Raw genomic sequence first — 18708 nt, 5'->3', positions numbered from 1 at the left:
GGGAACTTGGCGAGAGTCGGCATCGACATTAGAAGAATACCTAACGAATCCATACCCGAATGGCGCAGGCGTCTCCAAAGAAGTGCTTACACACGCAATCAAAGCTCCATTCCGCCATCAACTCAGGCAAAAGATGGAAGAGTTCGAGAACATGCGCAGAGAAGTCATAGAAGCCCTGACACCTGGAGACAGCAGGGCCGAAAACGGACACAACCCCGAATCAATTGTTCTAAATGAGAAAGGGCAAATTGAAAGCGTAAAACCTGATTCGGGACATCGCGTCCCGAATCAGGTTAACGAAGCAGAAGAGAAGCGCCAAAAGCGTGCCCGTGCGATCGCTCGTGCCCCCCAGATTGCCAGGGAGTTATACCACTCTGGTTTGCTAGGCCAGAATGAGGCGGTGAAGTTAGGCCCCAGGGTAAACCAGCATAAGCCAACGCCTAAGCAATTAGAGGTTAAAGAACAGGTAGACAAGATCGGGACTGAGTTAGAGAAATGGGTTGAGGAGAATCCAGCCCCCATGAACCTGCTTGAGCGGCCACAGTATAAGCGAAAGGCCACTGAGTTCGTAAGAGAACGCCTGAGTGGGACAAAGCGAATTACGGTTTCCTGGGCTGAGGGGGTTGGCGCTGAAGAGGTAGCCGGGAAGCTGTTTGAGCGCCTAGATCATGAGCTACTGGTTCAGGTCGTAGCGATTTTGAATAATGCGTTAGTAGATGAGGGCTAAAAGATGGCCAAAGGGTTTAGAAAGAACGAGATCTTCTCAAATCTAGCTGGCTTATGCGACTATCTCTATCAATCGTTCTCTACTGAAATCTCAATATGGAATCCATATCAATAGAAGAAAAGTCTCCTGTCCTTGTAAGAGTAGCAACTTGCCATGATGTTTCTATCCTTACGGGTCTTATCCTGCTGTTTAGAGATTTTTTAAAGCAAGATAAGCCTTTGCGAGAGGTTCTTTATAAGTCTATTGAAATCGCACTTTCAGACACAAGTATTGAGTTCCTTTTGGCTATTTCGCATAACGGTAATGCTGTAGGATACACTCAGAGCCGAGACTACTATTCTATCTGGCTTTCTGGGATAGAAACTAAAGTTGAAGATGTTTTCGTAATTCAGGAATATAGAGGTCAAGGCATTGGCTCTTACCTTCTAAAATCTGTAATAGCACGTTCGAGGAAGAGAGGTTCTAAGTTATTGGCTTTAAACACTAACGAAAAAAATTCTGCTTCACTATTTCTGTACAGAAAGCACGGTTTGATTACCAACCGTTCTAGGTGGAATGGTGGGAAACAACTTTGGTTAGAAAGAGAGTTATAGGGTTCTGTTTTTGTTGTGCTATCCTCTGACCAAAGTCACCTACCAAGGGACAACGCCAACGAGCACCTAACATTTTGCTAACAAGCTTCAATACAAAAAACTGGGTAGCCCTGATAAACCCACCACTGCTAAAGAATGCCTGGCTGTCGTTGAGGTAGCCGCAAAAGCTGATCCAGAAAAGGTCAGTAAACCAGGGGCACCAAAAGGAAACAAAAACGCTAGAAACAAACCTGATAATGATAAGGGTTGTTTGCCTATTGCCTCTTTAAAGAAGTATGGTTCTGACCCTGAATATCTCGCCCAACGCATAGCTGAGGCTGCTCCAGAGATCCACCAGAAGATGCTAGCCGGTGAGTATACGTCAACCAGGGCGGCTGCCATTGATGCGGGCATTGTCAAGCCTCGGCAGACGTTCTCTGTAGGTCCTACGACTGAGGCTAGTGCGTTTGCGGGGCAGTTGTTTGAGCGTTTGGATCAGGATTTTCTGGTTCAGGTGGTAGCGATTCTGAATGAGGCGTTGGCATAAACTCGCATTTTGTGAAGTTGTACGAAAACCGTACGACTTTGAACGTTCTGACAAATAGTTTTTCGGAGCAATCCGCAAAACCCTATGGGCTGGTCATTCCAATCATTTTACCGACATCAGTAACGGGTTCAAGTTTCCAGTCTGTATAGTTAATTCAGTGTGAGGTTTTTGCATGACATACGATCCTAAATCAGGCCCACCCAACCCAGAGGATGCTAAGGAGAAGCCGGTCAAAGTGACCCAGTCAACTCAATGGGACTGCTATAACCTGTATCCAGGGATCTACTGGCACCCCAATACCCCTGGAGCTAGAATTGGCCCATGCATCCACTATGACGATTCAGAGTATCAGCGCCAACTAGCCGAGTACGAAGCATACCAAGAGGAGCAGCAGCCATGAAACTATTCACCATCCGCATGTTCACGGCTACCAAGACGGGTCATGAGTTCATTCATAAACGGGTAGAGCTGTCTGATGAGTGCTTCGCTATCATGCAGGCTTGGGCGTCTCAAAGTCGGGCTGATTTGATTAAGGTGAAGTATGCCAAGGATGAGCGCCAAGAAGCGGTCCTATGGGCTCCTGTGTATGAGTCGTATAACAAAATGATTGCTAGCTTGCCTGCCGAGTTTCATAAGCACCCAGATAATGCAGCGGTGATAGCCCACTTCTTTACCCTATGCATTGATAATCCTGAGTTGATCGCTGAGCCAGTCACGGTAAGTCAGATGGTGTCTGTTTAGGGCGCGATCGCACTAGCCAAAGCTTCCAGGGTGGCAAGGGTGAGCGTCAGCAGTTGATTGGGGAATACTGATCGTAATTGAAGTCTACATGACAAACGCGGAGAGCCCCGTGTCCCACCCTTGCTTGGCCTTCGTCATAGGTTTGACGAGGGCTTTTTGTTGGAGTGGACTTGCTTAACAGAAACCAAGCCACTTGATTAGATATAACGACGAATATGTGTAAATAACTCTTTAAATAAAAAAGGATGTCTAATTAACTCTTTAGCCCCCAACCCTAGAACCTCGTCTCGCTGTATCTCTTCTCTTTCGGTCAAAACAATCACAGGTATCTGGACTGCGTATTCTTGCATTTGATGAAGCACAGATAGTCCATTTACATGCGACATCATCAGATTTAGCAAAATCAGATCAATTTTGCCTGAAAGCGACAGCTTCAAAATATTGACACTCTCTGTTTCAACCTGAGTTTCATATCCTGCTTTCTGAAGGCCTTTTACTAGCAGGTCTGAAATTCTTGGTTTATTTTCAGCGATGAGAACAGTGGTCATATATCCAGATCAAATTAGTTCTACAAAAAATCAGCAGTCATTAGCACTACAGACGCTTAGTCATTCCTAAGGTTTGCCGAGACGTTGCCCCAGACCCTCTATTTAAGATGAAAATAAGGGTTTAATTAGACGTTTATTACAATAAAAAACATAGGTTTTAGTCCATACCCCAAACGCCGCACTCGCTAACTCAGCTATCAAAATCAACATGCTAGTAGGTTATTTCATAAATACTGTATAAAATCGCACATCCTACGGAGTCGTTATTTGTTCTGACTTTGTTAGACAGGAGCTGTGAATACAAAGGACTCCAGAAATGCTCAAACAGTTGACCTTAACAGTATTGGGTTCAACCGCAGTAATACTTGCGCAATCGCTCACTTCGTCAGCACAAGCGGCAACTCTAGGCGGCAGTGGAACGTGTGCCAACGTAAGTTTTAATTATATTGACTGTGCAGGTGCGTTCAGCGGTAATGACAAGGGTGCGCAGGGTACTGGGCTAAGCAATCTTGATGCTTTATTTGGCTCAGGATGGTCATTCGCTGGAGACAATGAAGATAGTACAGTCTCCTTTACCTCGGGTGGTGATGGGACGAAAGTGGGGAGTGCATCTACAAACCTGAGTGGCTTTGGTGCGATCGCTGTAAAGGCGGGAAACTCTTACTCACTCTACACAGTTGCCGATTTATCTAGCTTTGATTGGTCAACAGAAGGTGTAACACCAGTTGGTAGAGGAAATACCCCTGGACTCTCACATCTATCTGTTTACAAGCAAGCTGGAGAGCCAGAGCCAGAGTCTAAATCTGTTCCCGAACCAGGTTTGTTACTAGGATTTCTAGGATTAGTCGGTACCGGGGTTCGTCTTAAAAAGAACTAGATACGATAGTTAGCCCTATTAACAACTTGGCTGGTGTTGGGGATGGGTGAGATCGCGCATCTCAGTTTCTCCTTTAAAGGGAACCCTTGGCTGACACTGGCCAAGGGTTAATAATGAGAATTCGACAAACACCCCTTTGTCTTGAGCAATATGCATCATCAAAAATGACGACTAGTTGGTCTTGAAAGTTTCTAATGCTCGTTATTCGGGTGCTTTTGAGCCTTTTCATAAAAAACCCCTAGCCTGTAAACCAAGGGGCGAGGGGTTACTGATTTTTCCCTAGATTGAAAGACGGGGTCGCCCAGAAATCGGTTCCGATAGAACCATTCTCGTAGCGGGAAAAGGTTGCAGCAGACCTAGAGAAGGCGATAACTCAAAGTACGTCGAAACTTACACACTTTATTACCAAGGGTAAGCAAGGTGTCTAAACGATACGGTTTCGGTAAAGGTGCCAAGAAACTATCTAGAGAGATGCTAAGTATCCTAGACCAGAACTTCCAGAGTGGCAGAGGGCAGCGTCAGAGATTATTAGGGGAGTAGCCGCATGACCCCAGCAGAACTGCTCGATAAATTTGACCAATGGCTAACCGAAGCCAGTGAAGAATCTATCCGTGAGAATTGCCGGACTGAGGGTGCAGTTTTCTTTGCCTTCATGAAGAAGCGTGGAGTTCAACCCAGCTGGTGTGCCAAGATGATCCAGACAGCTACTGGATATAATCCAGCATGGCTATGGAAAAATGCGACACCTGAGGTCGTCAAGCATTCGCTAGAAGCCTACTTCTATTCAAGGAACTACATTGAGTTACTTGAGGAAGAGCAAAAGCGGCAGCTGGCCCCAGATGAAGCCTTAAAGCAGTCAATCCCGTTTTGGAGGATGTAAACCATGTCAGACCTGAAGACTGAATTTATCAACCGCTGGAACATTGAGCAAAACTGGGATTATGAATCTGGCGATGATTCCAATGGTGAGCTATGGGCAGACAGAAGCAGTGAAAAAATTGCTTTAGAGATGCTTGAGCAAGGCGTATTCTTCTGGGAGCATCGCGGATGGGACCATACTTTGATGCTGGCTATTAGCCCAAGCTTTATGCCCAGCGAAGATAGTCAACGGCTATCCAAACGATTGGTTGACAATGCTCCTTTGGGTTGGGTTGATCTGAACCCAAGGGTTATGGCCTGGGCTAATGGCGATTTTTCAGAGCATGCCAAATTACAGGAAATAGTAAAAGCAACCCAACCTGAATGGCTTGATAGGCTCGCAAAGAACCGTGCTGCTAGGGCTGAATTAGAAACGGCTGTTTAGGATGAGATCGCACTAGTCAAAACTTTCAGGGTGGCAGGAGTGAGCGGCAAAGGTTGGTGGGGGAGTGAGGCGTGTAACACTATGCATTCGGGGCTTATAGTCAAAATTTGCATATAAGTTCTGTAAATAAGGGTGTTATTACCTAAAACTGACGGATAAGATCCATATTTCCGGATCTTATCCGTCAGATCTGACGCTGAATATATAGTTGGACGGCTGTGGCTTACCCATGGGTGCAATCTAAGAGATCTTTATTGCTTATCCACTGAGATCAATCAGCCGTTTCTTCTTCAGCGCCATACCACCGCGAAGCGAGTTCACAGAGTTGATCAAGTACTCCAGATAGTTCCTTTCCACGAGCTGTCAAGCTGTAGCTGACTTTAGGAGGAATTGTTGGTTCATGATGGCGATGAATAATTTCGGCTTCTTTTAGCATTCTCAGTCGCTCTGTCAGAACCTTAGTTGAAATTCCATCAACTTTGGACCTCAGTTCACCGAAGCGTAGTGAACCGTTTGTATCTAAAACACACAAAATATAGAGCGTCCATTGACCTGACAGATGATTGAGTAGTGTAGCCAATGGAGTACATTTTGTTTCTGCTACGTTCAAGGTTCGTTTGTTCATGGTGACTCAGTTACTTTTAGGTAGCTACTTTACCTTGGAAAGTGATTGCTTTAATGTCTAGATAATGACTAAAAAATCTTAACTACTCAGCATGGCAAATATTTTGCATATTGATTCGAGTCCTCGTGGCGGTCGCTCAAAGTCTCGCCAACTGGCAAAAGAGTTTGTTATGAAGTGGCAAACTTTACATCTCGAAGACGTTATTACTTATCGTGATTTGAGAAAATTGCCAGTTCCTCATCTTACAGAAGAATGGATTGCAGCTGATTACACTCCACAAGATAAACGAACCGTAGAAATGACTAATATTCTCCGAGTTTCTGATGAGCTAGTAGATGAGCTTTTAGCTGCTGATCGTTGTATCTTTAGTGTTCCTATGTACAACTTCAGTATCCCTTCAGGTTTCAAGGCTTACATCGATCATGTTGTTCGCGTAGGACGTACCTTTACCTTTACTGACGGACAATTTAAGGGGCTGACTGAAGGAAAAAAGGTCTTGTTCATTACGGCACGAGGTGATGAGTACGGTGCGGATTCAACCCATGCAGGTTGGGATGCACAAGAGCCTAGTTTACGGTTTGCATTTCAATTTATTGGCATGACAGATATTCAGTTTATTCATGCAAATGGCTTGGATTTAGGTGATGAGGCACGTCAGCGGGGGCTTAACGATGCAAGAGAAAAAATTCAGAAGTTGGTTGTTAATTGGTAGCACAGATGGATAATATTGAAATAATTCAAGAACTATATCGAGCATTTCGTGAGAAAGACTATGACGCATTCTTAAGTATTAGCACAGAGAATCTTGAATGGATTCAAAATGAAGGATTTCCAGGTGGTGCCGTGCGCAAGGGTGCAGTCGAGGTTATTGAGGGGGTCTTCAAGGCCAACAACAATAACTGGGAAAACTTTAATTTTCAAATTGAAGAATTTCTGGATGCAGGCAGTTCGGTGATTGTTATTGGAAAGTATGCTGGGTATAACCGAATTTCAGGCAAAACTCTGAGTGCTGCCGCTGCACATATCTATGATCTTCGCGATGATAAGATCTATCGTTTTCGGATGTTTGCAGACACAAAAAAGATCTGGGACTCGATAACTTGATCATTGAGTTCAGATGCCAGCAATCAATCAGCAGCCCAACACGATAGTGGAGCGGACAGGCATAAGTTCTAGGTAGTAAGCTATAAACATATATTGTCGCTCACCATAACCGTTATGCAGACAGTCCGTCTAGCAAGAAAGTTACAAACGTCGAGACAGTATCTTCTACTGAAGCTCTTTCCGGCAACAGAATAGTCGTATTGTAGGCAACAGAGATAGCTGAAACACCATGAACCATTGCCCAGATTGCCTTAGTCATCTCATACGTGTCAGCAGTACCTAGTTCTCCCTGCTCCTGACCAGACTTCACTAACTCAAACAATCGGTTCAGTGACGCTTTCGAAACTTCAAGTAGGTTGGGAGCCTTCGCTACATCAACCGGACGAAACATAACTTGTAAATGATTAGGATGATTTAGTGCAAAGTTGACATAAGCCTGACTTGCGGCAATTAGCTTTTGACGTGTACTGTTTTTTGCCTGAGAAATGGCAGATTCCACATCAATTGTAAGCAGGCGAAAACCTTCTTCAGCGATCGCTGCTAGAACAGCTTCCTTATCAGCGAAGTGCATGTACGGCGCATTGTGACTTACGCCTGCCCGCTTCGCCATTTTCCGCAAGCTCAAGGCATGAACTCCATCCTCAGCCAACAGCTCAGCTGCAATCGCCAACAAGGTGTTACGTAGATCGCCGTGGTGATATTTAACCATTTTCCCATTGCAATATTGACATTGTCAATATTCTTTGAGTATATTGACAATGCCAATATTTTAGACTCTGCAGTCCAATGAAATTTAGGCATACACTTGAAACATCTGCTTCACCAGAAAAAATTTGGGCGATTTGGACGGATGTAGAGCATTGGTCAATATGGGATACAGAGTTACGGGATGCTCATCTAAATGGGCCTTTTGAGCTTGGAGCAATTGGTAGGCTGACTCCCAAAAGAGGCCGGGCCTCTACTTTTAGAATTTCGCAATTTAATTCAGGAAACAGCTACACATTCACGCTTAGATTGCCACTCTGCAACTTAAATGTGCATCGCTATCTTGTCAGTCGAGTAGGCCGTACTTACTTTACGCATGAAGTCTCGTTCCGTGGCTTGCTCGCATTTATATTTGGTTTACTTCTAGGACAGCAGTTTAAAGCAGTGTTGCCTAGCGTCATGGATAATGTGAAAAGCATTGCTGAAGCAGAGTAAGAAGTATTTGAGTTTCGTCTCCATAACAATCGTATTGCAGCGGACAGAGTGGAGATTTCCAAAGTGATGTGAGAGCTACTTGATGCCGCTCACTATAACCGTTAATTGTACGAAAAAAACTAGCTACAAAATTTAAAAATACGAATGATTAGAGAAGCAGAGATAACAGACTCCGGGTATATAAAGCTTTTATTAGAGCAGTTGGGTTACCCTCAAAATTCGGAAGAGCAAGTAAAACAATCAATACAGAATTATTTAAATAGACCAAATAATGTTTATGTGTATGAAGAGGAAAACAAAGTCATAGGCTTTATTTCAATCTCCATTATTCCCATGTTTCATAGAAATTCAGGGGTTGGTAGAATTACAGCGCTATGTGGGTTTTATTGACACTTAGTTTTCTTGCTTCACCGGGGTTGCGTATTATTGGCCTAATCAACCCGCGCTTGGCATTCTTTAACCAAAGGGACTAAGCGGCTAGACCGCGATAAGGATGGGGTGGCGTGTGAAAGTCTTAGGTGATTTTTATAGGTATTGATGTCATGACTCGCAAAAATAAAATCACTGTAATCCTTGCTATTTTTGCTGTTGCGCTGCCTGCGATCGTGTCACAGATGGTTGTCTCAAATTATGAACCTGATGTGTCGGTTAGTCCTAAAGCAGAGGAAGCGGATTCTGAGTCAACTGAGCATGAAGCATTTGATGAGTTCAGGGCAACAATTGACACGATTGTTGCCAATGACTCAGATATTTACACTTGGTATGTTGGATCTTCTCTGGATTATCCTCAAACTGACAGGCTAACAATAATCGCATCGCTTGAGTATTATGATCTGACACCAGATCAACAAGCCTTATTCAAGAAGACATTTGATGATGCGTGGGTCAAGGCACTTAAAAAGCATGATCCTGACGCAGAGCCCAAGATTCGATTTGTTGATGCATTTGGTGAAGAGATTTAACCAAAACTCAACCGTTCTTGACGTGCTCCGTACCGCACCATTAGTTCATCAAACGGAGTTGTTACTGCTTGAATTTAGGTTGACCCAGACTAATATTAATCAGCTCCTGTCCTGCCTGAGTCTGAAAACTTAAAATTGCCGCGCAATCGCACCTGTTGCTCCACGCATTTCTAAGGCCAATAATCCAGGGCAGCCTGAGCCGCTTCGTAAGCCGCCTTACGCTTAGCCAGTGTCTTAGCAGACTTACCGCGATAGTTGCGGTACTTACGGCTGGCGTCGATTGCGGTGGGCTTTTTGTGTCCAAAGTCCTATGTGTCTGCACCACCCCAAACAAAATAAACCCCCAGGCGCATACTCCTAGGGGGATCAGGTGCTCCGCATTGCGGAAGCTTTGCAGATAGCCCTAGTGTGCCCAGGGAGGCTTGGGGATAGCGGGGGAAAGCTAAGAGTTTTTCTGGATGAAGTCGGTAACCTGAGTGTTATTGAGCAGCAGGCGTATCCGTCGCAGCAATAAAGTTCGCTCGAAATTGGTCCTGAGTGAGAACGATCGTGCGATCATCCTCACTAATCGTGATCTCTATCCTCGGGATACCCCGTTTGGTGTATGTCCTCCCTGTAGTAACCTTAGCCCCTTTGAGGACGATGGAGCAGGCATCAAGGGCTAAATAACTTTGTGACATCTTCAGACACCATTAATTGGCTAGCAACAAAACCCCCAACCAACGTCAGGGGTAGCATGGAATTGCACAAGCAGGAATTACAATAAGCCCGTCACAATTATCAGTCTTTCTGAACGTTCAGTCGGATATGTGTGGCCGTTCCTACCCCTACTTCATTTCCGTCTTGATCAACAAAATACATGCCAGGTGAATCACATTCGCATTTAGCCTTCCAAGATAGCATGAGCTCATGAGCAATATAGTTTTGTCTTGAATCCTCTAGCTGCCACCAACCAGGATCGAACACCAATACCATTTGTTCATGATTGCTTTTGTTGACTCCAGATTCAATGATTAGATCATCCAATTCCATCGCAGCCGCCTCAGTCTTGAATGATTCTTGGCTTGCAAGTGTTTTAGCGCTTAGTCTTTCTGGGTCATTGGTTTGCAGGGATAGTAGTACTATACCTCCTGTCACAAGCAGCAGGGACAAAGTTACAGGCAGCCAGTATTTACGCATAGCAATAGTCCCCGAACAGCAACAGATCAATTATCCATCACTATTCAGGGGCTATCAGAACGGTCGCGGCTTAGTAGACTTTTAGCTTAGCCTGCTACTCAATCTCAATGCTCTGAATCGACCATTCTTCTGGCAAATGGTTGAACGTCGCCACAAAATCAGCCTCAGTTCGCCCGCCAACCTGATCGATAGTGACTTCCCTGAACTCTTCAGACCGTCCTTCTTGCTGAGCACGAATAGTGAGCGTAATGTTGCTAATAGGCGAGGCACCAGAATTCCTTAGAGTCCCCCTTATATTATTGCCGACAGCCCAAACGCCATAGGTAGATAAGTCTGATAGCCTCTGCTGATTAAGCGCGGCAATCGCTTGCTCCTCTCTCGCCTGAGCCGCTACGTCCCGCTCGTTGCACATATAACTCAGGTCCGTGCGCACCCCATACATATCCATGTAGCACACAGGTGTAGCCAATGCCGAGGGAGCAGCAGAAAACAACGCAAACGAAGCGATAACCGGGGTAAGTTTCATGTGTCGTATGTAGGGAAACTACACTAAAAACTTCCCTGAGGCGTTCATCTGTCGGGATGCTTTAACTAAATGAGACTTTTGGTTAACCCCCTCAATAGATAGCATTGAGCATTCTTTCGCAACTTTTAAAAGCATTCGGAGGTCGATACTACAGGGTGTTCATCGGACTCTAAATGCACTTACTCACCTCCCTTGGCTTGTACCTGCCGAGGGATTTTTTTTGGGGATGATCAATGCTGTCTATTGAGGGGGAAGTGGTGGATTGATTGTGGTGATTGAGTGGTAGATCAATAATGACTCAATAACTTCACCCCGGAAAATGGGGATAGTTTAGATGTGGATTGGTTATGGTTATTAGCCTGCGTTCGGATCGAGGGCGACAGCGAAGAAAGTAGTAGTAGCTATCTGACCTCTTTGCTTAGACCATGGATTCTAAAATCGCTGCGGGAACAGCTCTAACTGCTAGCACGCCCATTATCAATGCGGCTGCTAATGCGGTCGGTGTTGCTGGAACTGGAACTGCCATTGGAACTCTACACGGCGCAGCCCATGCCAGCGCTACGGCTGCTTGGGTTGGCTTTGGTAGTATGCAGTTAGGCATGTTTGTAATGGGAGCTTTGCCGATCGTTGGCGGACTACTGATTTTAGATAGTCTCTGTGGTAGTGATTGCGGTGGATCAATCATTGACTACTACGAAGAGTTTTGGAAAAACTATGAAGTCCAGTCTGAGTTGGACGAGCTGAAACAGACGGTTAAACGAGATCCAGGACATACCATTACCGCAAAGACTCAGGCAGCCTCATTGGATCAACTCAATCGACAGTTTCAATCATTAGAGGTAGAGAACGACCTATATCTCCTAAAGAAAGAAATGGGTCTATTGGAAATGCACTTTCACTGTCCAGCTTGCAATATCAAACTGAAAGTGCTTACCAAGAGGGCAGGCGAATCCGCAACATGCTCTAGCTGCAAAACAATTGTTCAGATTCCTCCAGCTCCATAAGTAACGATGGTAGGTATTGATTGATTGCTATGTAGCTTGCTTAATTGCTTCACATTGAATGATTCGCAGTAATCAATCAATTTTAGCTGTTATCTGCCGTGTACTACAAATCTCTGTGCTAACAGGCACCCAATGTTATATTTCAAACCTGTAAAGCGATCTATATAGGTCCTGTCAGAAAAAATACTTTGAGAAAGCAGGGATATCTTCTATTTTCTCGGGCAATGAAATTTTTATACAAAAGCTTTGGTTGTCTTGCGATCGCAGCCTCGGTAATCCTCTCAACAGACATCCCTGTTCAGGCTAATTGCGAAGATCGAGCGTCCGCATTCTGTGAAACAGATGATACTGAAGAAACTTTTAATGATGGAGAAATAGAGCGCCTAGAAATAAACGACTGGCGTGATAGCGTTTTTGACCTACCCTGGTCTCGTCCCCTACTTATCGTTCACCCGTTTGATGGTGAGTATCTAGCCGTTGCAGATAATAATTTTTCAGGTAATCTTGCCTGGTCTAATTGGGACGAATCGGTCATCTCAATTTGGTCAGAAAAAGGCGTAAGGATTGTCGCACGCAGACGGGAGAAACGATGTGGGGTTTTCTCCTGCCGAACGAACGTCATTTGGTACGAGACCAATGCGCTAGACGTAAAAATTGGCGATATCGTTTTTTCGCTAGAAGGAGTAAACGGCAACTTCACGCTAGACGATGAGCAAAAACAGATTTTAGCCAGCGCTCCAGCAGGAGAAGCCATCATCCGTGTGTCCATTGAGGGTAGAGGCGGCGAAGTAATTAATGATATTGGAGAAGGGACAGTTGAAGCTTGGCGGACGGTTTTTGGCCAAAGTGCGAACAATGCAATAGGTGAATAAGGGTGCGCTTCAAACTTTAACCAATAGTAAAGGGGTAAAAATGAAACGTTTTCTACAAAGTCTGGTGTTAGCGGGTGCGATCACGGCTGGCTCGTTAGGTTTTCAAGGTGAGGCGCGGGCGAATCGTTTTTTTAATGCGCTTGAGGACTATTGCAACAGTCGGATTGACTTTACTTTTGTTGGGCCAAACGTTTGCTTCCGGCAGGAAGAAAACTCCATCACCATCACCTCGATGACCAGCGATGGTTATCACTTGATTCAAATCATTCAACTCGTCAGAGAATCAAGAATGACGAGCGTGGCTGTCTTTACTCCGGACAGCACCAAAATTGTTCAAGCACATAGTTATTATCTTCACGGCAATCAGCGTCATGACTATTCAGTGGGTAGCGATCGCGTATTGGCTGGGTTTCTCAGCGATTTAGACCAAGCCTATGATGCGGTTGAGTATTGGTTGTACGCAGAGGATCTTTACTAACAATGGGTGACGACGAGTTTAGCGATGGCCCAACTACCAAATTTGACGCTGAATATAAGGTTGGACTGGATTTAGTTGGCTTAAATCGTCTGCTTCAGCAAGGCATTGATCCAGAAAAGCTTTTGGATAGCGAGATCGAGCAGATGGAAGCAGACTCTCAGAACGCACGTCAAGCAATCGTCAATGTAATTGCCAACCAAAAGCGACTTCAACAGCAGTATGAAAAGGCACAAACGGAAGTCAATAAATGGAAACGGCGGGCACATCTTGCTTTGCAAAAAGGAGATGAGTATCTAGCACGGGAAGCGCTGATCCGTAAAAAGATGCACACTGGAATTCTCAGTAATCTTGAAGTTCAGATCAATCAAGAACCAGCTTCAGTTCAAACCCTTAAACAAAATCTAACTTTTCTAGAAGCCAAAATCGCTGAAGCAAAAAGTATGAAAACCAGACTGAAAGCGCAGATTGCGGCTGCTAAGGTGAATGGGCAATTGCAAAAAACAGCAGGCAATTTGGGTGCCAGCAGTGCAATGACAGCATTTGAGCGCATGGAAGAGAAAATACTGCAAATAGAGGCACGTTCGCAGGCAGAAGAAGAACTTACTGAAACCGATTTAGAGAGTCAGTTTGCCATGCTAGAGTCAGACAATGACTTTGATGAAGAACTGGCAGCTATGAAAGCGCAGTTATTGGGATCTGTCCAGCAGTTGCCCCAGTCTCCCAATTCTGAACCCTCGAACACTCTTGTTAGCTGTGCAGCGGTTGATGTGGAACTAGAGGAGCTGAAGCGAATGCTCGATCAGCTTTGATGATATTGGCCACGCTGTTGATACCGTTAGCTACTGGATCTCAGAATCGTATTAACGCGACAACAGCCCCCTAGGTCGCTGCTCCTCTTGGATGATCTGCCGCACCAAAGCCGCCTGCCTCCGCTCCAATTTCTTAGCAAATTCACCATCTCGCTGTGAGTCACCAGTGCTAGCAAACTGGTTTGAGATAGAAATAGCCGGTGCCTCTCTGGTCCCGCTTGGCGCAACCCCTGCGGCTGCCTTCTGTCCCATATATCCCCCACCGGCGTAATTCCCAGCAAATACTTGATCCAGCGAACTACCCATGGGGGCCAGCATCGCGTTGATCTGTGCTTGATGCCGTTGAGTTAGGACGGCTTCAGTGGTGTTCAGCATGGCTAACCGGGGCTGACCGGGTGCCATTGACTCACGACGATAGGCGTCAGCGATGGAGCCCCCCGACATGAAGTTAGGGATATAGCCGCCATCTTTAGCCCCAAACAAGCCTTTAACGATGCCAAAGATACCACCGCCGCCACCGCCACCGGCCGCACCACCTAGCCCACCAAATAAGCCGCCGAAGATTTCTTGCATCAGCAATTGAGAAGCCATTTGGGCTAAGCCAGAAATCATGGAATCGATAAAGCCGCTGAATGCCTCGCCCGCTGTTTTTGAACCATCCAGGAATGATGCAAATGCGTCGGTAGCGTGCCCTTGTGCCATTTGCAAAATCTCCGTCATTTCAGAGAATTGCGCATTAATCCCTTCCAAATTAAGCTCGTGCATCGCTTCGGCGTTGGCTGTCATGCGCTCAATCGCATCTGCTGATAGATTGGCATTATTGCGGATAGACTCTAGTTGCTCGGCAAATCGCATATTTTCTTCAGCGATCGCCATATTTTCTCTGAGTTCATTCATCTGCCGAGAATTGCCAAAGCCGCGTTGATCAGCCAGGGACAGAGCAGCATTGGCAACACCCATGTTGGAGTCAAGGACGGCTCGATCATCCCTGAGTTGTTGGCCGCGATTTTCTCTGTCATTTTCACGACCTAGCAATTCTTGACGATTGTCAAATGTTTCAGTGACTAGCTTCAGCCGTAACTCGTATTCTTCGTCTGTGATCTGTTCGTTGGCAAGCTGCTCTCTGAGTTCGAGTAAGGCTTCAGCTTTTTCAAGATCAAGCTGTGTAACCTGGATATCAGCGTTCATTGAGATTGCCTCAAATTGCCGCCCATCTTGGCGGGCTAGCTCGATTTGAGACTGGGTTAGTCCGCCAGTGATATCCGCCTCGGTCCTGGCTTTAGCGATGCGCTCAGCTTCGATGGCTAGTTCTTTTTCTAGCTTGAGCCGCTTCATTTCTTCTTCTTGCCATGCTTCAAGGTCAGCCAGGTATTGTTTCCGGTTTTCAATTCCTGGCAGCAAATCAGCACGAGCACCTTCAAGGATGCTGATTTTAGCGTGTAGCTCCGCGATTTCAGCCGGGTCACCCCCCATACTCTCTAGACGATCAGCAGAGCTTTTGAAGATATCGATGTATTGGCCAGCTGAGTCATAAGATAGCTGTCGGTCTTCGATTTGCCGCTGGACGTCGCGAGTCATGTCATCAAACTGGCGTTCTAGGTCGCGGAATTCAGATGCTGCTCGATTTTCGGCGGTATCCGGTAGCTGAGCGGCTTGCTTGTCCTCAATGTCACGTTCTCGTTGTAACTGAGAGTCAGCCTCTCGCCGTTGGTCATCAAGCCGTTGTTGTTCGAGTTTCCGCGTGCTGGCCTGGGATTGAGCAAGGCGGAGTTCAGCACTGGCGTCTGCTTGCTGCTGCAATGCATCGATTTGCTGATTTGCACCAAGCACTGCCAGGTCTTGCCCCTGTGTGATGCCGCTGGTGCTGATTGATGGCATGGCCGCTGTTGCCATGGGTGCCCCGCCCAGTGAATCCCTTAAGAATTGCGCTGCTCGGTCGTAATGGTCGCCTTGCTGAAACTTAGGAGCCGCGTTCCTAACACTGGTCCCATTAGAATCTGTGCGATTCCAATACCGTTCATCAGCCTGTCCAGCAAGCACGGCAGAGTATGCATGACGAATATCATGCTGCCCAGGCTGGAACCCTCGGTCTATTAGGTAGCGTTCAATTTGTGGCATCTGTTCAGCAATTGACTGCTGAGCACCTGTGCCATAGCGATTCTGATTGTCTGGGGAGAATTGAATCATTCCCTTGTACTGCCCGCCGTCGCCGCCCATGATATTGGGGTTAAACGTGCCACCAGATTCCCAGCTCATTAGCGCTGCAAACTGGGTTGGGTCTAAGCCAAGGTTGTTAGCTGTGTTTACGAGCGCCTGAGCACCTTGAGCATCAGACTGAACTCGTTCAGCCGTTTGTACTGAGCCACCACGGGGAACATAGCGCTGGCCTTGAGAAATGGGGGCAGACTGTCTTTGTGCCGGTGCCGGAGCGCTGGCCACAATCTGGATGGCCCGTCCATCAACAGTACTGGCCACACCTCCACCGCTCGCCATTGCCGCCATGAATTCCTGTGGATCAACATGCTCGCCATTCACGAGCACTTTGTAATCCAGGTGGTGATTAACTACCGTGCCCAGCCCTTGACCTGCACTAACTTGGGCGGTGCCGTTCTTTCCAACGCCTAAATCTCTGCGAACATGGTCTAGGTTCAGATGGTTGTATCTAATTTCAATAGGGATACCATTGCCGAGCTGGGAGGTGATCCAGACGCCCACAGAGTCTGCTATGTCGCCATATTGTTCATCGAGGTCAACGACCTGAGCTGTACCACCCAAAGACGCGAGAACCTGAGCCCCGAGCCCACCACCTGCGCGACTATCGATATCAATCCCTCTGTGGATACGACGGCCTCCGTCACGAGTTGCATGAAAATCTTGGCCTATCGCTGTACTAGGTGCATAATCGATAAGCGATTGAACGCTTTGCCCAGCTAAGGGTGATGAAAATCCACCACTGCCACCGATGCCGCCCGTGGGTACCTGACCCATCAGACCAAACCCCTCTTGCAATTGCCCAGCCAACTGCTGTCGAATTCCAGCTTCCGTGGCCTCTAACTGCAGCCCTTCCATCACACCATCAAAGATTGATTGAATGGTTTCGGTGATGGTGTCGGTATAGGTGCCGAGAAATTCGTCGGTGATGTTATTTACACTGCGGGTCAAGTCGGCTTGCAACTGATTAAATTCAGCCTGCGCTAATGTCTGCTCCACTTCGAGCATTGTTGACTCAAAGCTTTCAGAGATCCCTTGGTAGTAATCTGTGATAGATTCACCCAGCGCTCGCAGGTCCATGGCCGCCGCCGCCGCCGATTCATCAATTCGAGCCTGGATATCCAGCGCCTGAGTTTCGAGTTCATCTAGATTGATCAGCGCGTCCAGCGTTGTTGTTAGTGCCGGGTCTATGTCGCCAATTCGGTCCTGCATTCGGGCAAGTTCAGGCGCTCTGAGCCCTGACAATGCCTCTCGTCCTCCCAATGCATTGAGGCTATCGGCTAAATCGACTGAATTTAGTTCAGCGTTGAGCTTAGCAATGGCCTGTGCTGTGGCGGATAGCTCAGACGCCAGTGCTTGCTGTTCCAGCCCCCGAGACAGACTGGCGACTTGCCCCTCAGACGCACCGGCAATTTGTGCTCTGGCTAAATTGCTACGGCCAATAGAGCCAGCCCGCGCTGAATTAATCGCGGCGGCATCGAGGGAGGCGGCCACATCAGCGATCGCATCAGCAATGCGCTCAATGTCAAGAACAGACTGGTCGAGCGCCTGGTTAAACGCCTCCTGTTGCCCTTTTAGTTTTTCAATCTGGGGACTGAGTTTTGCAATGTTCGCCTCATACGTTTCAATTGTGTTAGTGCCTTGTTCGTAGGCAGACTCCTGTGCAGCGATTCCGTCTTCCTGGGTTTTTAGTTGTTCATCGATGATCTGACGAGTCGCGCCAACCTCGCCTACTAACCGTTCACGTTCTTCTAGCTTCCGGTTGATTTGCTCTTCGAGTGCATTTTGCTTAGCTAGGTTGTCAGTGTCGAGCGCTTCTGTTACTCTCAGTCGTTGCCGCAATACCTGGAGTTCTTTATCCAGCTCGCCAAACCGCTGTAGTTCATCGTTGCGAGGCCCTGATGTAAATTCTGCAGCCCGGGCCAATACATCTGATGTGTTGGATTGCAGCTCATCTGCTGCTTCAAGAGCATCATTTTGTTGTTTTTGAGCAAAGCGATTTTTGATGAAATTAGAGCCTTTAGCGAGAAGATTTATTCGATCCATAAAGAACTGAGGGCCGTCTTGCCGCGTTTCTTCTCTTGTTAGAAACCCTCCTAACCCTTCAGACAATACACTGATAGGGCCAGTCAGTTTTACCCCGCCCAGGCTGTCAGCAGCTTTTTCTCCACTGCCCGCAATCCGATCTAATGAATCGGCAAAGCGCTCTAACCTGTCAGTATTCGACTCAACAATATCGCCAAGCTCGCCAGCATTCTCACCAAAGGCACTAAACGCAATTTGACCTATTTTCAAGACCGCAGCAATGGCGGCGAGTTTAATTGTTGCCATTGCCAACACCTTGGTCATTTTCAACGCGCTTGAGGCGGTCAAAGCAAATGTTGATGGCAGCAAACCAAAATTTTGTAAAACTGCAATTGTTG

Annotated in this window: 24 protein-coding genes and 1 pseudogene; 18 read left to right on the top strand and 7 right to left on the bottom strand. The window is 46.6% G+C overall.

Annotated elements, in window-relative coordinates; all coding sequences use genetic code 11:
• The 5 genes from DXZ20_RS07005 to DXZ20_RS06985 form a co-directional block, all read left to right on the top strand.
• On the top strand, positions 1-727 hold a 727-nt coding region (locus tag DXZ20_RS07005), incomplete at its 5' end, for a hypothetical protein (protein ID WP_250565655.1).
• Positions 728-822: 95 nt separating this feature from the next.
• On the top strand, positions 823-1320 hold the full coding sequence (locus tag DXZ20_RS07000; protein ID WP_163697287.1) for a GNAT family N-acetyltransferase: 498 nt from the start codon (positions 823-825) through the stop codon (positions 1318-1320).
• A gap of 250 nt (positions 1321-1570) precedes the next feature.
• A complete protein-coding gene (locus DXZ20_RS06995; RefSeq protein WP_163697285.1) occupies positions 1571-1846 on the top strand; it encodes a hypothetical protein in 276 nt (91 codons plus the stop codon).
• 172 nt (positions 1847-2018) lie between these two features.
• Positions 2019-2246, top strand: coding sequence for a hypothetical protein (locus tag DXZ20_RS06990; RefSeq protein ID WP_163697284.1), 228 nt, complete (start codon positions 2019-2021; stop codon positions 2244-2246).
• Complete coding sequence (locus DXZ20_RS06985) at positions 2243-2587, top strand: hypothetical protein (RefSeq protein ID WP_163697282.1); 345 nt, start codon at positions 2243-2245, stop codon at positions 2585-2587. The genes DXZ20_RS06990 and DXZ20_RS06985 overlap by 4 nt, the downstream gene beginning before the upstream one ends.
• 197 nt (positions 2588-2784) lie before the next feature.
• Here the strand turns inward: DXZ20_RS06985 and DXZ20_RS06980 are convergent, their stop codons facing one another.
• Positions 2785-3135 carry a response regulator transcription factor gene (locus DXZ20_RS06980; protein WP_163697280.1) on the bottom strand — a complete coding sequence of 117 codons (351 nt, stop codon included), beginning with the start codon at positions 3133-3135 and terminating at the stop codon, positions 2785-2787.
• A gap of 316 nt (positions 3136-3451) precedes the next feature.
• Here DXZ20_RS06980 and DXZ20_RS06975 point away from each other — a divergent pair, with 316 nt between their 5' ends.
• From DXZ20_RS06975 to DXZ20_RS06965, 3 genes are all read left to right on the top strand, one after another.
• Positions 3452-4012, top strand: coding sequence for a hypothetical protein (locus DXZ20_RS06975; RefSeq protein WP_163697278.1), 561 nt, complete (start codon positions 3452-3454; stop codon positions 4010-4012).
• Positions 4013-4556: 544 nt separating this feature from the next.
• The gene (locus DXZ20_RS06970) at positions 4557-4892 is read left to right on the top strand and encodes a hypothetical protein (RefSeq protein ID WP_163697275.1); all 336 of its coding nucleotides are present in this window, start codon (positions 4557-4559) and stop codon (positions 4890-4892) included.
• Positions 4893-4895: 3 nt separating this feature from the next.
• The gene (locus DXZ20_RS06965) at positions 4896-5315 is read left to right on the top strand and encodes a hypothetical protein (protein ID WP_163697274.1); all 420 of its coding nucleotides are present in this window, start codon (positions 4896-4898) and stop codon (positions 5313-5315) included.
• 271 nt (positions 5316-5586) lie between these two features.
• On the opposite strand, the gene DXZ20_RS06960 is transcribed toward DXZ20_RS06965, so the two are convergent.
• On the bottom strand, positions 5587-5940 hold the full coding sequence (locus DXZ20_RS06960) for a winged helix-turn-helix transcriptional regulator (protein ID WP_250565654.1): 354 nt from the start codon (positions 5938-5940) through the stop codon (positions 5587-5589).
• Between the two features lie 91 nt (positions 5941-6031).
• Here DXZ20_RS06960 and DXZ20_RS06955 point away from each other — a divergent pair, with 91 nt between their 5' ends.
• Complete coding sequence (locus DXZ20_RS06955) at positions 6032-6652, top strand: FMN-dependent NADH-azoreductase (protein WP_163697272.1); 621 nt, start codon at positions 6032-6034, stop codon at positions 6650-6652.
• Between the two features lie 5 nt (positions 6653-6657).
• Positions 6658-7044 carry a nuclear transport factor 2 family protein gene (locus DXZ20_RS06950; RefSeq protein ID WP_163697269.1) on the top strand — a complete coding sequence of 129 codons (387 nt, stop codon included), beginning with the start codon at positions 6658-6660 and terminating at the stop codon, positions 7042-7044.
• Positions 7045-7156: 112 nt separating this feature from the next.
• On the opposite strand, the gene DXZ20_RS06945 is transcribed toward DXZ20_RS06950, so the two are convergent.
• Positions 7157-7753: a TetR/AcrR family transcriptional regulator gene (locus DXZ20_RS06945; protein ID WP_163671516.1), complete on the bottom strand. Its 597-nt coding sequence runs from the start codon at positions 7751-7753 to the stop codon at positions 7157-7159.
• Positions 7754-7830: 77 nt separating this feature from the next.
• Here DXZ20_RS06945 and DXZ20_RS06940 point away from each other — a divergent pair, with 77 nt between their 5' ends.
• From DXZ20_RS06940 to DXZ20_RS06930, 4 genes and pseudogenes are all read left to right on the top strand, one after another.
• The gene (locus DXZ20_RS06940; RefSeq protein WP_163671517.1) at positions 7831-8244 is read left to right on the top strand and encodes an SRPBCC family protein; all 414 of its coding nucleotides are present in this window, start codon (positions 7831-7833) and stop codon (positions 8242-8244) included.
• A gap of 144 nt (positions 8245-8388) precedes the next feature.
• The gene (locus DXZ20_RS37280; RefSeq protein WP_163671518.1) at positions 8389-8634 is read left to right on the top strand and encodes a GNAT family N-acetyltransferase; all 246 of its coding nucleotides are present in this window, start codon (positions 8389-8391) and stop codon (positions 8632-8634) included.
• Between the two features lie 81 nt (positions 8635-8715).
• Positions 8716-8766 (top strand): annotated as a pseudogene (locus DXZ20_RS38695) (excalibur calcium-binding domain-containing protein); the annotation flags it as partial.
• Positions 8767-8786: 20 nt separating this feature from the next.
• Positions 8787-9206 carry a hypothetical protein gene (locus DXZ20_RS06930; protein ID WP_163697268.1) on the top strand — a complete coding sequence of 140 codons (420 nt, stop codon included), beginning with the start codon at positions 8787-8789 and terminating at the stop codon, positions 9204-9206.
• A gap of 479 nt (positions 9207-9685) precedes the next feature.
• Here the strand turns inward: DXZ20_RS06930 and DXZ20_RS06925 are convergent, their stop codons facing one another.
• From DXZ20_RS06925 to DXZ20_RS06915, 3 genes are all read right to left on the bottom strand, one after another.
• Positions 9686-9886, bottom strand: coding sequence for a hypothetical protein (locus DXZ20_RS06925; RefSeq protein ID WP_163697266.1), 201 nt, complete (start codon positions 9884-9886; stop codon positions 9686-9688).
• Positions 9887-9986: 100 nt separating this feature from the next.
• Positions 9987-10385: a hypothetical protein gene (locus DXZ20_RS06920; protein ID WP_163697264.1), complete on the bottom strand. Its 399-nt coding sequence runs from the start codon at positions 10383-10385 to the stop codon at positions 9987-9989.
• 94 nt (positions 10386-10479) lie between these two features.
• The gene (locus DXZ20_RS06915) at positions 10480-10911 is read right to left on the bottom strand and encodes a hypothetical protein (RefSeq protein WP_163697262.1); all 432 of its coding nucleotides are present in this window, start codon (positions 10909-10911) and stop codon (positions 10480-10482) included.
• A 425-nt stretch (positions 10912-11336) separates the two neighbouring features.
• Between DXZ20_RS06915 and DXZ20_RS06910 the strand changes: the two genes are divergently transcribed.
• From DXZ20_RS06910 to DXZ20_RS06895, 4 genes are all read left to right on the top strand, one after another.
• A complete protein-coding gene (locus DXZ20_RS06910) occupies positions 11337-11915 on the top strand; it encodes a hypothetical protein (protein ID WP_163697260.1) in 579 nt (192 codons plus the stop codon).
• Positions 11916-12139: 224 nt separating this feature from the next.
• Entirely contained in the window at positions 12140-12787 is a 648-nt protein-coding gene (locus DXZ20_RS06905) for a hypothetical protein (protein WP_163697258.1), read from the top strand.
• A 40-nt stretch (positions 12788-12827) separates the two neighbouring features.
• Positions 12828-13265, top strand: coding sequence for a hypothetical protein (locus DXZ20_RS06900; protein ID WP_163697256.1), 438 nt, complete (start codon positions 12828-12830; stop codon positions 13263-13265).
• Positions 13266-13267: 2 nt separating this feature from the next.
• Entirely contained in the window at positions 13268-14074 is an 807-nt protein-coding gene (locus tag DXZ20_RS06895; RefSeq protein ID WP_163697254.1) for a PspA/IM30 family protein, read from the top strand.
• A gap of 51 nt (positions 14075-14125) precedes the next feature.
• On the opposite strand, the gene DXZ20_RS06890 is transcribed toward DXZ20_RS06895, so the two are convergent.
• The gene (locus DXZ20_RS06890; RefSeq protein ID WP_163697252.1) at positions 14126-18616 is read right to left on the bottom strand and encodes a hypothetical protein; all 4491 of its coding nucleotides are present in this window, start codon (positions 18614-18616) and stop codon (positions 14126-14128) included.
• Positions 18617-18708: the final 92 nt, after the last annotated feature.

Source organism: Adonisia turfae CCMR0081, assembly GCF_011009555.1.
GTDB lineage: Bacteria > Cyanobacteriota > Cyanobacteriia > Phormidesmidales > Phormidesmidaceae > Leptothoe > Leptothoe turfae.
Note: the sequence above shows the minus strand (reverse complement) of the source record. Positions and strands in the feature narration are given on the sequence as shown.

Coding starts and splice junctions, on each gene's coding strand:
- DXZ20_RS06965 (WP_163697274.1), top strand. CDS start 4,896: ATGTCAGACCTGAAGACTGAATTTATCAACCGCTGGAACATTGAGCAA.
- DXZ20_RS06945 (WP_163671516.1), bottom strand. CDS start 7,753: ATGGTTAAATATCACCACGGCGATCTACGTAACACCTTGTTGGCGATT.
- DXZ20_RS06925 (WP_163697266.1), bottom strand. CDS start 9,886: ATGTCACAAAGTTATTTAGCCCTTGATGCCTGCTCCATCGTCCTCAAA.
- DXZ20_RS07000 (WP_163697287.1), top strand. CDS start 823: ATGGAATCCATATCAATAGAAGAAAAGTCTCCTGTCCTTGTAAGAGTA.
- DXZ20_RS06900 (WP_163697256.1), top strand. CDS start 12,828: ATGAAACGTTTTCTACAAAGTCTGGTGTTAGCGGGTGCGATCACGGCT.
- DXZ20_RS06970 (WP_163697275.1), top strand. CDS start 4,557: ATGACCCCAGCAGAACTGCTCGATAAATTTGACCAATGGCTAACCGAA.
- DXZ20_RS06980 (WP_163697280.1), bottom strand. CDS start 3,135: ATGACCACTGTTCTCATCGCTGAAAATAAACCAAGAATTTCAGACCTG.
- DXZ20_RS06910 (WP_163697260.1), top strand. CDS start 11,337: ATGGATTCTAAAATCGCTGCGGGAACAGCTCTAACTGCTAGCACGCCC.
- DXZ20_RS06960 (WP_250565654.1), bottom strand. CDS start 5,940: ATGAACAAACGAACCTTGAACGTAGCAGAAACAAAATGTACTCCATTG.
- DXZ20_RS06955 (WP_163697272.1), top strand. CDS start 6,032: ATGGCAAATATTTTGCATATTGATTCGAGTCCTCGTGGCGGTCGCTCA.
- DXZ20_RS37280 (WP_163671518.1), top strand. CDS start 8,389: ATGATTAGAGAAGCAGAGATAACAGACTCCGGGTATATAAAGCTTTTA.
- DXZ20_RS06990 (WP_163697284.1), top strand. CDS start 2,019: ATGACATACGATCCTAAATCAGGCCCACCCAACCCAGAGGATGCTAAG.
- DXZ20_RS06930 (WP_163697268.1), top strand. CDS start 8,787: ATGACTCGCAAAAATAAAATCACTGTAATCCTTGCTATTTTTGCTGTT.
- DXZ20_RS06975 (WP_163697278.1), top strand. CDS start 3,452: ATGCTCAAACAGTTGACCTTAACAGTATTGGGTTCAACCGCAGTAATA.
- DXZ20_RS06985 (WP_163697282.1), top strand. CDS start 2,243: ATGAAACTATTCACCATCCGCATGTTCACGGCTACCAAGACGGGTCAT.
- DXZ20_RS06890 (WP_163697252.1), bottom strand. CDS start 18,616: ATGGCAACAATTAAACTCGCCGCCATTGCTGCGGTCTTGAAAATAGGT.
- DXZ20_RS06905 (WP_163697258.1), top strand. CDS start 12,140: ATGAAATTTTTATACAAAAGCTTTGGTTGTCTTGCGATCGCAGCCTCG.
- DXZ20_RS06920 (WP_163697264.1), bottom strand. CDS start 10,385: ATGCGTAAATACTGGCTGCCTGTAACTTTGTCCCTGCTGCTTGTGACA.
- DXZ20_RS06895 (WP_163697254.1), top strand. CDS start 13,268: ATGGGTGACGACGAGTTTAGCGATGGCCCAACTACCAAATTTGACGCT.
- DXZ20_RS06915 (WP_163697262.1), bottom strand. CDS start 10,911: ATGAAACTTACCCCGGTTATCGCTTCGTTTGCGTTGTTTTCTGCTGCT.
- DXZ20_RS06940 (WP_163671517.1), top strand. CDS start 7,831: ATGAAATTTAGGCATACACTTGAAACATCTGCTTCACCAGAAAAAATT.
- DXZ20_RS06950 (WP_163697269.1), top strand. CDS start 6,658: ATGGATAATATTGAAATAATTCAAGAACTATATCGAGCATTTCGTGAG.